The 11,308-nt window shown below is 71.4% G+C and carries 11 protein-coding genes; 5 read left to right on the plus strand and 6 right to left on the minus strand.

Annotated features, from left to right (window positions below; genetic code table 11):
• Positions 1-229: 229 nt before the first annotated feature.
• A complete protein-coding gene (locus H1D24_RS23890; RefSeq protein ID WP_181659719.1) occupies positions 230-622 on the minus strand; it encodes an FHA domain-containing protein in 393 nt (130 codons plus the stop codon).
• A 154-nt stretch (positions 623-776) separates the two neighbouring features.
• Between H1D24_RS23890 and H1D24_RS23895 the strand changes: the two genes are divergently transcribed.
• Positions 777-1,181: a DnaJ family domain-containing protein gene (locus H1D24_RS23895; protein WP_181659720.1), complete on the plus strand. Its 405-nt coding sequence runs from the start codon at positions 777-779 to the stop codon at positions 1,179-1,181.
• A 216-nt stretch (positions 1,182-1,397) separates the two neighbouring features.
• Here the strand turns inward: H1D24_RS23895 and H1D24_RS23900 are convergent, their stop codons facing one another.
• The gene (locus tag H1D24_RS23900; protein ID WP_181659721.1) at positions 1,398-1,700 is read right to left on the minus strand and encodes a hypothetical protein; all 303 of its coding nucleotides are present in this window, start codon (positions 1,698-1,700) and stop codon (positions 1,398-1,400) included.
• Positions 1,701-1,705: 5 nt separating this feature from the next.
• Positions 1,706-2,407, minus strand: a complete 702-nt coding sequence (locus H1D24_RS23905; RefSeq protein WP_181659722.1) for a hypothetical protein — start codon at positions 2,405-2,407, stop codon at positions 1,706-1,708.
• A gap of 198 nt (positions 2,408-2,605) precedes the next feature.
• Here H1D24_RS23905 and H1D24_RS23910 point away from each other — a divergent pair, with 198 nt between their 5' ends.
• Positions 2,606-3,187, plus strand: coding sequence for a GNAT family N-acetyltransferase (locus tag H1D24_RS23910; protein WP_181659723.1), 582 nt, complete (start codon positions 2,606-2,608; stop codon positions 3,185-3,187).
• A gap of 73 nt (positions 3,188-3,260) precedes the next feature.
• Here the strand turns inward: H1D24_RS23910 and H1D24_RS23915 are convergent, their stop codons facing one another.
• Positions 3,261-5,330, minus strand: a complete 2,070-nt coding sequence (locus H1D24_RS23915; RefSeq protein WP_181659724.1) for an MDR family MFS transporter — start codon at positions 5,328-5,330, stop codon at positions 3,261-3,263.
• 180 nt (positions 5,331-5,510) lie between these two features.
• Between H1D24_RS23915 and H1D24_RS23920 the strand changes: the two genes are divergently transcribed.
• Positions 5,511-6,650, plus strand: a complete 1,140-nt coding sequence (locus H1D24_RS23920) for a peptidoglycan-binding protein (RefSeq protein WP_181659725.1) — start codon at positions 5,511-5,513, stop codon at positions 6,648-6,650.
• Between the two features lie 311 nt (positions 6,651-6,961).
• On the opposite strand, the gene H1D24_RS23925 is transcribed toward H1D24_RS23920, so the two are convergent.
• Complete coding sequence (locus tag H1D24_RS23925; protein ID WP_181659726.1) at positions 6,962-7,627, minus strand: HAD family hydrolase; 666 nt, start codon at positions 7,625-7,627, stop codon at positions 6,962-6,964.
• A 119-nt stretch (positions 7,628-7,746) separates the two neighbouring features.
• A complete protein-coding gene (locus tag H1D24_RS23930; protein ID WP_181659727.1) occupies positions 7,747-8,331 on the minus strand; it encodes a TMEM165/GDT1 family protein in 585 nt (194 codons plus the stop codon).
• Between the two features lie 409 nt (positions 8,332-8,740).
• On the opposite strand from H1D24_RS23930, the gene H1D24_RS23935 reads away from it, so the two are divergent.
• On the plus strand, positions 8,741-9,385 hold the full coding sequence (locus tag H1D24_RS23935) for an HNH endonuclease family protein (protein ID WP_181659728.1): 645 nt from the start codon (positions 8,741-8,743) through the stop codon (positions 9,383-9,385).
• Between the two features lie 196 nt (positions 9,386-9,581).
• The gene (locus tag H1D24_RS23940) at positions 9,582-11,237 is read left to right on the plus strand and encodes an alkaline phosphatase D family protein (protein ID WP_181659729.1); all 1,656 of its coding nucleotides are present in this window, start codon (positions 9,582-9,584) and stop codon (positions 11,235-11,237) included.
• Positions 11,238-11,308 lie beyond the last annotated feature (71 nt).

Consider the following 11,308-nt stretch of genomic DNA (forward strand, 5'->3'; position numbering starts at 1 on the left):
GATGATGCGCGGCGAATGGGTTTCCGCCCAAGGCCCGTGATGGAAGTCTGGGGGCACTCCTGAGGCACCCCGGCGTTGCCTGGGGGATCTTGTGGACATGGCTGAAGGGCGATCCGGGCCTGGAAGCGAAGCCCCCAGGCCGGTCCAGGGGCCCGTCGGCAGCAAGGGTTACGACGGGTTCGTGCCGGCCCGTGTGTCGGAGGGAAGGGAACTCAAGCCTCCGGCCGCCTCAGCCCTCGTGGTAGAACCCCACGTTCACACTGCGCGGCCTGCTCCGGTCGGCGATGATCAGCTCGCCGGAGCCGCCGCGCGGCAGCGACACCGTCGCGCCGTACCCGACGGGCTGGGCTGCCCCGCCCCTCACCAGCCGGACCTCCGACGAGGGGTCCGGCTGCGAGCCGCGCAGCCAGGTGACCGTCCAGGTCCCATCCGGTCCGCAGACGAACTCCAGGTGTACGCGCGACACGAACAGCCAGTCGTCGGGCGTGACCAGCCGGCACACGCTCTTGTCCCGCCCCACGCGCAGCACGGCGCCCGGGGCGCTCGGCGCTTCGGCGATGGTCATGCCCGCGGTAGCCGCTGCGTCCGCGTCCGACACCGAGGCCATGGTGAGCTCGAGCACGTGCGCTCCTTCAAATCGCCGAAGTCCGGGCACGGTTGCCGCGCCGCGGCCGCATGATAGGCCGCTGGCGAGCCTCCGGGCCCGTGGAGGTGACACACGACACGGCCGCCACCGCCCCTCCGGGACGAAGCTTCACCTCTGAGACAATGAACACATGACCGAGCGCAAGCCACCCGGTGTCAGCTTCGAGTCCTGGATCGACAAGCAGATTCGCGAGGCGGAGGAGCGCGGCGACTTCGCCCGCCTTCCGGGGGCCGGCAAGCCCTTGCCGGACGGCCCGGACACCTCGTACGACGAGATGTGGTGGGTCAAGCAGAAGATGGCCCGCGAGGGCCTCTCCCATCTCCCGCCCACGCTCGCCCTCCGCAAGGAGGCGGAGGACGCCCGCGCCGCGGCCGCCGCGGCACCGTCGGAGCCCGTGGTCCGGCGGATCATCGCCGACATCAACGACAAGATCAGCGAAGCGCTGCGCCGGCCGCCGCCCGGCCCTCTGCTGGGTCTCGCGCCGTTCGACGTCGAGGCCGTGGTGAGGGACTGGCACGAGCGCCGGCAGCGGTGAGCCCGGCCAGCTGGCAGGAGCTGGTACGACCCAGCTGGCAGGAGCTGGTACGACAAAGCGGCCCCTGCCCGCAAGCAGGGGCCGCTCGAGGGCGGTCCGCCGGCCGCCGCCACCGACCGGCGGACCGCTGTCCGGATCGCTGCCCGGGCCGCCGTCCGGACCGCCCGTCCGGGCCGCCGTCCGGACCGCCGTCCGGACCGACCGTCCGTCCGTCCGTCACAGGCTCAGGAGCCGCTCCGCCGTCTCCCGGTAGTCCCGCAGCGCCAGGCGCAGCTGCTCCGTGTCCGCCGTGCGCTCCTCGCCCTCACCCATGGACTGCCAGGCGGTGCGGATCGTACGGCGGCGGTGTGCGAGGGTCTTCGTCACGCGGTTGACCGCCTCGTGCAGGACCTCGTCGGCCTCCTCGACCGCGCCCCTCGGGCTGTCGACGAACGCGTTGACAGCGTGCTGCAGACGGGCGGTCAGTTTGTCGCGTTCATCGGGCGGCAGCAGCGTCCCCGTGCCCTCGTAGTCGGCCATGCCGCTCAACTCCTCTTCGGGTGATGCCGGTTGAAGGCCCACAGGGAGTGGAACCGCCCGCCCCCGCGGTCCTCGCGAGACCGGCCCGTGGCGTCCGCGGCGCTGCTGCGGCCCGTGCCCTGCCCCTCGGACCGGCCCGCGCGGGTGCCGTGCTCCGCCACCAGGTCGTCGAAGAGGGCGCGCGCGTCGAGCATGGCGGCGCGCATCTCCTCCGTGCCGGACAGGCTGCTCTGCGTGCCGCCGGTGGTCCCGGCCCGGGCCACCCGGTGCACCCGGCGGTAGCCGTCGACGTGCGTGCCGTGGTGCACGGACAGGGCGGCCACCTGCTCCTCGTAGTGCACGCCGTCAGGGAAGCCGCGGGCCGCCGCAACCTCCGCGAGCAGCCGGTCCGCCTCGGTCACCGCATCGCCCGGCGAGTCGACGAAGCGCTCCTGCGCATCCGTCCAGCGGGTCTCGTACGCCTCCCGCGCGGCGGGTTCCAGGGGGCGCGTACGGAGTGAGCCGTGCCGCTTCACGCGGTCCGTGAGGTCCCGTTCCGCTGCTTTGGTGTCGCCGTCGTGGCGGGCGACCGTCCGTTCGTACTCCGGTCCGAAGCGCCGCTTCAGTCCGCGCGAGCTTCCGAGCACGGCGGTGGCGGCGAAGGCTCCGATGGCGGCGAGCACGATCACGACCGCGATCACGATCAGCGCGATGGTCAGGCCTGACATGGCCGGCTGCCCTCCTGGGTCTTTCGCATGGTCTGTCGTAGCTCCTGTCCCTGCGCCGGGTTGCCCGGATACCCGCACTCAAACGGCGCCCGCCCGTCTCCGGCCCGCAGCCCCGCCGGGCGCCGGTCCGGGCAGGCGTTGTGAGCATCTCTAAATCCGCTTGCACCCGCCGCCGGGCCCGCCCCGACAATGAGCGCCATGACCGACGCGACGGGCACGACGGCCCACAGGATCACGGGCACAACGCCTCACTCGCCGGCGAAGGCGGACACGGCACAGGGGCCGTGGACCGTCGCTCCGGAGGCGTTCGACTCCCCCGTGGCGGTGGCCCTCTGGCGGGCGTACTACACGGAGGTCAGCGACCGCTGGTATGAGCTCCACGAGGGGCGCTCGACGCCGCCCGACGAGCTGGAGCGGGAGATCGCGGCGGACCCCGGGTCCGATTTCGTCCCGCCCCGCGGGGTGCTGCTGGTCGCGCGGTACGACGGGGAGCCGGCGGGCATGGCCGGGATGCGGCTGCTGGACGCCTCGACGGGAGAGCTCAAGCGGTTCTTCGTACGCAGGGAGATGCGCGGCAAGGGCGGCGCGGCCCTTCTGCTTGCGGCGGCCGAGGACGCTGCCCGCGCACTCGGCGCCGACCGCGTCGTCCTGGACACCCGGCACGACCTGGTGGAGGCCCGCGCGCTGTACGCCCGCCACGGCTATGAGGAGATCGAGGCGTACAACGCGAGCGCATACGCCGAGCACTGGTTCAGCAAGAGGCTCGCGGCCGAGGGCTGACGGCTCGGACCGGCCGGGAGCTGACGGCCAGGAGTCCCGGCCGGGGGCACCCGGAACTGGCGGCACTGGCGGCTCAGACGCCCGCCTCGACGCCGTGCGGCCGCTTCTGGACCGGTCCGTCGTGCGGCCGTTCCGCATCGCTGCCGCACAGCTCCCTGTTGAGTTCCCGGACGAGTTGGGCGAGGTCGGTGGGGCGGTCGCGGGTCCACCAGTCGCCGAGCAGCTCGGCGAGGGACTCCTCGCGGGCCTGCGCCAGTTTCTCGGCGACCCGGTTCCCCTGTTCCGTCAGGTGGAGCGTCAGACCCTCGCGTACGGCGAGGTGCCGCTCCTCGATCTGGCGGGCCGCGGCCGTGATGATGTTCAGCGGCACGGCGCTGTGTTCGGCGAGCACGCCCGGCTCGGCGGAGCCGTAGCGGTTGATGCGCAGCAGCAGCCAACTCGCCGCGGGCAGCAGGTCGTAGCCGGCCTTCGCGGTGATCTTCTCGTAGATCTCGCGGCGTCCTTCGCGCGTGCCGAGCACGGACAGGGCGCGCGCCACCTCGTCGTACGACGACCGTTCGACGGGGTTGCTGGCGAGGGTCTCGGTCGTGTCGGGCGCCGTCACCGAGCCGCGCAGCTTGTCCTCGTGCAGGAACCAGGACAGTACGAAGGCGACCAGGGCGACCGGCGCCGCGTAGAGGAAGACGTCCGTGATCGACGACGCGTACGCCTGCAGGGCGGCGGGCCGGAGCGCGGCAGGGAGCTGCTCGATGCCGCGGGCGTCGGCCTCGAGCGTCTCCGGGGTGATGCCGGGCGGCAGCTGGCGGCCGGCGAACGCGCTCGTCAGCTTGTCGCCGAGCCGGTTCGCGAAGATCGTGCCGAAGATGGCGACACCGAACGCGGCGCCGATGGAGCGGAAGAAGGTGGCCCCTGACGTCGCGACGCCCAGGTCCTCGTACGACACCGCGTTCTGCACGATGAGCACCAGCACCTGCATGACCAGGCCGAGTCCGCAGCCGAACACGAAGAAGAACGCGCTGATCTCGCCCGTACCGCTGTTCTCGTCGAGCTGGTGCAGCAGAAGGAGTCCGAGCGTCGTGATGCCCGTGCCGGCGACCGGGAAGACCTTCCAGCGTCCGGTGCGGCTGACGATCTGGCCGGACGCCGTGGAGGCCAGCAGCAGGCCGGCCACCATGGGCAGCATGTACAGGCCCGACAGGGTCGGCGAGATGCCGTGCACGATCTGCAGGAACGTCGGCAGATAGACCATCGCCCCGAACATCGCGAACCCGACGACGAAGCTGATCACCGCGGACAGCGTGAACGTCCTGATCCGGAACAGCTTCAGCGGAAGCACCGGCTCGGCGGCCCTGCGCTCCACGGCCACGAAAGCGACGGCCAGCACGACGCCCAGCACGGCAAGACCGATGATCTGCGCCGAGCCCCAGGCCCACGTGGTGCCGCCGAGCGAGGCGACCAGCACCAGGCAGGTGGCGACGGAGGCGATGAGGAACGTGCCCAGGTAGTCGATGGTGTGCGGGGTGGCGCGCCGCGGGATGTGCAGCGCGGCAGCGATCACGAGCAGCGCCACGATCCCGACCGGCAGATTGACGTAGAACACCCAGCGCCAGCTCAGGTGCTCCGTCAACAGCCCGCCGAGCAGCGGCCCCAGTACGCTCGTCGCGCCGAAGACCGCGCCGAACAGCCCCTGGTAACGGCCGCGGTCCCGTGGCGGCACGATGTCGCCCACGATCGCCATCGACAGCACGATCAGCCCGCCGCCACCGAGCCCCTGCAGCGCGCGGAACCCGATGAGCTCCGGCATGTTCTGCGCCATGCCGCACAGCGCCGAGCCGATCAGGAAGATCACGATGGCCGCCTGGAACAGCTTCTTGCGGCCGTACTGGTCGCCGAGCTTGCCCCAGAGCGGGGTCGCTGCCGTCGAGGCGAGCAGATAGGCGGTGACGACCCACGAGAGGTGCTCCATGCCACCGAGATCGCTGACGATGGTCGGCAGCGCCGTCGAGACGATGGTCTGGTCGAGCGCGGCGAGCAGCATGCCGAGCAGCAACGCGCCGATCGAGGCGAGCACCCCGCCCTGGACATGGCCTTCCTGGCCTATGCCATGCCCGGCGGGGTGTGTGTCGCTCACGTCCTGGGACATGGACACCTCCTGGTGGCCTGGGGCCTGTTCCTCTCCATCGTGGTCGGTGTCACCCGTTATGGCCTGTTGAGTCCTCCTGAGCGCCTGCGCCGCCCTCCACGGGATCTGCATAATCGCTGGAGCTCATAGGGAGGGGTCCGGACGGTGAGCACGAGCGGACAGCAGTGTCCTGAATGCGGCATGGCACGAGACGAGGAAGGGGCAGCCGCCTGCACATGCGCCGAGCGGTCGGCGGACGCCGTACGGGAGGCCAGGTCCGCCGACGTGGCTGCAGCGGAGGACTTCCATCCCCTGCGCATCCGCCCCTACGTCTCGCTTTCGGGCCACGACGCCCGTCGGGACTCCGGGCCCGTCGCCTCGCCGGCCTCTGGGTCTGCCGGCCCTTCGGGCGCCGCGCCAGGGGTGGGCACGACGCTCCAGCCGGGTGCAGCGGGTGGGGCGCCGAGTCCGGCGGATGTGGATCTGTTCGCGGCGGCGGAGGTGTTCGCGGAGTACCCGGCCGACGAGTCGTCCGGCCACCCGAGAGGTTCGATCGGTGACAGGCCGCCCGTGCCCGGAGAGCCTGCCGCGCTCTCGGCCGGACAGTCGGCGGCGCTGTCGGGCGGGCAGTCGGCCGCACTGTTGGGCGGGCCTGCAGCCGGGCAGTCGGGCCGGGCGTCTGCCGCGGCTGCCGGACCGTATGAGGATGAGCCGTACGGCGAACCGCTCGGCAGACCCCGGACGCGTCGGCGTCTCGCACTGGTCGGCGCGGCGGGGTCGGTGGTCGCAGTGCTGGCCACCGGCGCCGTCGTGAGCGGCCTGTTCTCCTACGAGAAGCCGGACCGGGGCAGTGCCCTCCCGGACGACACCCGCATGAGCGTGCCCGATGCCGTCGACCCGGCGCCGACGTCGCGCACCGCGTCCGAGTCCGTACCCGGGTCCGCCTCGGCGTCGGCGGACCCGTCCCCGGCTCGCTCCTCGTCTCCGGACTCGTCGCCGTCTCCGTCGAAGAACGGCAGTACGTCATCGTCGTCCCGGTCGGCGGCGGGCGCGACGGCGGCACCGTCGGCGACCAGCGCGACGGCCACGGCCAGCTCGACGCCCACGGATCGGGACGGGGGCTCGCAGGTGTTGCGGCGCGGCGACGAGGGGCCGGAGGTCGTGGAACTGCAGCAGCGCCTGCAGCAGTTGAGGCTGTACGTGGGGGATGCGGACGGGGAGTACGACTGGCCGGTCGAGGACGCGGTGAGCCGCTACCAGAGGGCGCGCGGGATCCGCGAGAACGGGACGTATGGGCCGCAGACGCGGCGAAGCCTGGAAAGCGAGACGTCGGAGCCGTAGGGGAACCCGACGGCTCCGGGTTCCCCTACGGCTCCGAAGCCACCAGCACGTCCCCTCAGGTGGCGTGGCGCCCGCAGGCCGGTGGGGGTACGCGTCGCGGGGGCACCCCGTTGGCCCGGTGTGGGCAAGCGTTCCGCCGGGGGTTCCCCAGGCCCTCAAGGCACTGGGGGAGGAACGGGTGGGCACAACCCACGACGTACGGCAACGTGCGGTGTTACCTGCGCCCGTAGGACAGGGCCGCCCCCGGGGCGTACGGCACCGCACGGTGACACGCGGCCCGGCACGGGCCGCCGGACGGCGGCCCGGCGCCGTCACCCCACCCGCACCCGCACAACCCTGTCGGCCCCACCCTCGACCCGCACCCCGGACAGATCCGCAACATGCACCGTCGGCCCGTACTGGGCCGCCCGAGGGCCGACCCCCACAACCCGCATCCCCGCGGAGCGCCCCGCCAGGATCCCCGCCTCGGAGTCCTCGAAGACCAGGCAGTCGGCGGGGTCGACCCCCAGCTCGGCGGCGGCCTTCAGGAACCCTTCGGGATCCGGCTTGCTGGCGCCGACGGACTCGGCGGTGATCCGGACCGGCGGCAGCGGCAGCCCCGCCGCAGCCATACGCGCCGTGGACAGGGCGACATCCGCCGACGTCACGAGCGCGTGCGCCAACCCGGCAAGGGAGGCGAGGAAGTCGCCGGCCCCGGCGATCTCCACGACGCCCTCGACGTCGGCGGTCTCCTCGGCCAGGACACGGGCGTTGTCCGCGTAGTTCTCCTCCATGGGCCGGTCCGGCAGCAGCAGCGCCATGGACGCGTACCCCTGTCGCCCGTGGACGATCTTGATGACCTCGTCGAAGTCCAGCCCGTGCCCGTCCGCCCAGCGCCGCCAGCAGCGCTCGACCACCGCGTCCGAGTTGACGAGGGTGCCGTCCATGTCCAGGAGGAGTGCACGTGCGGTCAGAACGGTGGTGGGGTGCGCCGTCATCGGCAGAGCTCCAGGGGAGAGGGGGTTCCGGACAGGTCCGGGAGGTCAAGCGGCTCCGCCCGCCGGTCAGGGTGAACGGGCGAAGCCACTTTGTTCCTCCACGATACAAAACGAATCCGTCAGGGCGCCACCGCCTCGTACAGACTCCACACGCCGAGCCCCAGCATCAGCAGGGCCGCGATCTTGGTGATGAGCGCCAGCGGCACCCGCTTCATGAGGGCCCGGCCGCCGAGGATGCCGAGGCCGGCCACGGACCACAGCGCCAGCACGGCACCGAGTCCGACGGAGAGCGGGTCGTCGTAGCGGGCGGCGAGGTTGGCCGTCATGATCTGCGTCAGATCACCGAACTCCGCGACCAGGATGAGCATGAAGCCCGCGCCCGAGACCTTCCAGAAGCCCTGGTTCTCCGGCTTGCGGATCTCCTCGCCCTCGTCCCCGCCCTTCTGCAGGAGCAGCATGGCGGCGCCGCCGAGGAACAGCACACCGGTGAGGGCATGGAGGATCCGGTCCGGCAGCAGGGTCAGGACACTGCCCGCCGCGACGGCCAGCGTGACGTGGACGACGAAGGCGGCGGCGACACCGGCGAAGACGTACGACGCGCGGTAGCGCGTGCCGAGGACGAGCCCGGCCAGCGCGGTCTTGTCCGGCAGTTCGGCAAGGAAGACGACGCCGAAGACAAGCGCCATCACACTGATGCTGATCAAGATTCCTCAATCGGTCGGGGCCGCCCGCCGAGAGGTTGCTCACATGCGACACCTCGGCACGGCAGCGCACATGGACGCACACGGATGTGTGCACGAGCACTGCTTGCCGAAGGTCTCGCCGGCCGGCCACAAGGCCTGCCTCCGGGCGCCGGCTCAGACGAGCTGAGCAGTATGTCGACGGTCCGGCATCGGGCTACTCCCCTTCTGCGCCGTCCATCGTACGGGACGTCGAGGCATCGGGTGCATGGGCCATTGGTCCCGAGGTGACGGCAACGGGAACGACACACCTCTTGTTGTGTCATGTTCGCGTCACTATTTTCTAACCTGGCGCGCATCCGTTCGAAACCTGGCGCCGCCACCCTGAACGCGCTCTGCACGGTCAACAGCCCCCCACTACAAGGGAGTTCGCATGCCCAAGATCTACGCGCGTCGACGACTCAGCATACTCGCCGGACTCACCGGGCTGATAGCCATGACCGGACTTTTCAACGGTCCGGCAGCCTCGGCCGCCCTCCCCACCCCTGTGAGCGCCACCACAGCCCGCACCTACCTCGCCTCTCTCACCGTCGCGACCGAGGACCGCACCGGTTACAACCGCGACCTCTTCCCGCACTGGATCACGCAGTCGGGGACCTGCAACACCCGTGAGGTCGTCCTCAAGCGCGACGGCACGAACGTCGTGCAGGACTCCAGCTGCGCCGCGACCAGCGGCAGTTGGTACTCCGTCTATGAGGGCGCGACCTGGTACGCCGCGTCCGACGTGGACATCGACCACCTCGTCCCGCTCGCCGAGGCCTGGGACTCCGGCGCCGACAGCTGGACCACGTCCCGCCGCCAGGCCTTCGCCAACGACCTGACCCGTCCTCAGCTCATCGCCGTCACGGACAACGTCAACCAGTCGAAGGGCGACCAGGACCCGGCCACCTGGATGCCGTCCCGCACCTCGTACCACTGCACCTACGCCCGCGCCTGGGTCCAGGTGAAGTACTACTACGGCCTCTCTGTGGACTCCGCGGAGAAGAGCGCACTGCAGAGCACCCTGAACGGCTGCTGAACCGTTCGTTCTCAGTGGCCGCTGAACCGATCACCGTTCGTTCTCAGCGGCCGCTGAACCGATCACCGTTCGTCCTCAGCGGCTGCTGAATCGATCACCCTGAGCGGCCGCAGATCGTCGGCCGCCGTTTACCGGAACCTCCCCGCCGGCCTCCGTCGTTCCGTACCGTACGGGGCGACGGAGGAGGGTGATCACCATGGCACGGCTGCGCCTGGGACCGCTGCTGAGATATGTCGACGGCTCGTCGGCGACCGTATGGGTCGAGGCGAGCCGTCCGTGCACGGCCGAGGTGCGCTGCGCCGACGGGTCGTGGGGCCGCGCGCGCACGTTCCAGATCGACGGGCACCACTACGCGCTCGTCCAGGTGACCGGCCTCACACCCGGCACCGAGACGGCGTACGAGGTGATGCTGGACGGCACCCCCGTGTGGCCGCTGCCGGACTCGCCGTTCCCGCCGAGCACGATCCGTACGCTCCACGACTCCGCCGCCGAGGCCTCCCCGCTCCGGGTCTCCTTCGGTTCCTGCCGGTGGGCCGCGGCGCCCGCGGACGAGAAGGACCCGGTGGGGCCGGACGCACTGGACACCCTGGCCGCCCGCCTCGCCGCGGACCCCTCCGCCGAGCGGCCCGATGTGCTGCTGCTCCTGGGCGACCAGGTGTACGCGGACGAGACCTCCCAGGCCACCCGCCGCTGGCTGGCGGCCCGCCGGGATCTGCGCGAGCCGCCCGGCACCGAGGTCGCGGACTACGAGGAGTACACGCACCTCTATTACGAGTCGTGGCTCGACCCCGAGATGCGCTGGCTGCTCTCCACCGTCCCCAGCCTCATGATCTTCGACGACCACGACGTGATCGACGACTGGAACACGAGCGAGTCCTGGCTCGCCGCGATGCGGGCCACGCCCTGGTGGCGCGAGCGCCTCCTGAGCGGCCTGATGTCGTACTGGGTCCATCAGCACCTGGGCAACCTCCCGCCGGACGAACTGGAGCGGGACGCGTTGTATACGGCGGTCCGCGCGACGCCCGACGGCACCGAGGTGCTGCGGTCCTTCGCCGCCCGCGCAGACGCCGATCCTTCGTCGGTCCGCTGGAGCTACCGCCGCGACTTCGGCCGCGTACGCCTGCTGATGGTCGACACGCGGGCGGCACGCGTCCTGGACGAGGCCAACCGCGCGATGCACGACGCCGACGAGGCGAACTGGCTGCGCGAACAGGCCCTGGACGCCCACGGGTCCTACGACCACCTGCTGATCGGCACGTCGCTGCCATGGCTGCTGCCCCCTCTCGTCCATGACGCCGAGGCGTGGAACGCCGCGCTCTGCCGCGGCGAGCGGGGCGCGCGCTGGGCCCGTATGGCGGAAGACCTGCGCAGGCGCGCCGACCTGGAGCACTGGGCGGCCTTTCCCGCGTCCTTCGATGCGCTGACCGCGCTGATCGCCGAGGCGGGTACGGGTCCGGGAGCGCCGGCCACGGTCTGCGTGCTGTCCGGGGACGTCCACCATGCGTATGTCGCGGAGCCGTCCTGGCCGGAGGGGCGCGATCCGGACGCCCGGGTGCTGCAGCTGACCTGCTCGCCCGTGCACAACTCCATCCCGGCGTCGATCAGGGTCGGTTTCCGGTTCGGCTGGAGCCGCATGGGACAGGCGCTGGGGCGGCGCTTCGCACGGCACGCGCGTAACGGACAGACGACGATCAACTGGCGGAAAACAGCCGGTCCTTGGTTCGGCAACCAGCTGATGACGCTCACTCTGCGCGGCCGTTCGGCGGCGCTGCGGCTGGAACAGGCGCGTACGGGGCGGCGTGGCGGCGTGCCGCGTCTGGAACAGGTGGAAGAGTCCGAACTCACGCGTTAACGCCCGAGTTGAGTGCGATGACTGCGATGCTGCGTGTTGCCCGTGACACGGCCCACACCGAGGGCCGGGCA

Source organism: Streptomyces himalayensis subsp. himalayensis, from assembly GCF_013778455.1.
Classification (GTDB): Bacteria; Actinomycetota; Actinomycetes; order Streptomycetales; family Streptomycetaceae; genus Streptomyces; species Streptomyces himalayensis.

Coding starts and splice junctions, on each gene's coding strand:
- H1D24_RS23895 (WP_181659720.1), top strand. CDS start 777: ATGACCGAGCGCAAGCCACCCGGTGTCAGCTTCGAGTCCTGGATCGAC.
- H1D24_RS23900 (WP_181659721.1), bottom strand. CDS start 1,700: ATGGCCGACTACGAGGGCACGGGGACGCTGCTGCCGCCCGATGAACGC.
- H1D24_RS23905 (WP_181659722.1), bottom strand. CDS start 2,407: ATGTCAGGCCTGACCATCGCGCTGATCGTGATCGCGGTCGTGATCGTG.
- H1D24_RS23910 (WP_181659723.1), top strand. CDS start 2,606: ATGACCGACGCGACGGGCACGACGGCCCACAGGATCACGGGCACAACG.
- H1D24_RS23915 (WP_181659724.1), bottom strand. CDS start 5,330: ATGTCCCAGGACGTGAGCGACACACACCCCGCCGGGCATGGCATAGGC.
- H1D24_RS23920 (WP_181659725.1), top strand. CDS start 5,511: ATGGCACGAGACGAGGAAGGGGCAGCCGCCTGCACATGCGCCGAGCGG.
- H1D24_RS23925 (WP_181659726.1), bottom strand. CDS start 7,627: ATGACGGCGCACCCCACCACCGTTCTGACCGCACGTGCACTCCTCCTG.
- H1D24_RS23935 (WP_181659728.1), top strand. CDS start 8,741: ATGCCCAAGATCTACGCGCGTCGACGACTCAGCATACTCGCCGGACTC.
- H1D24_RS23940 (WP_181659729.1), top strand. CDS start 9,582: ATGGCACGGCTGCGCCTGGGACCGCTGCTGAGATATGTCGACGGCTCG.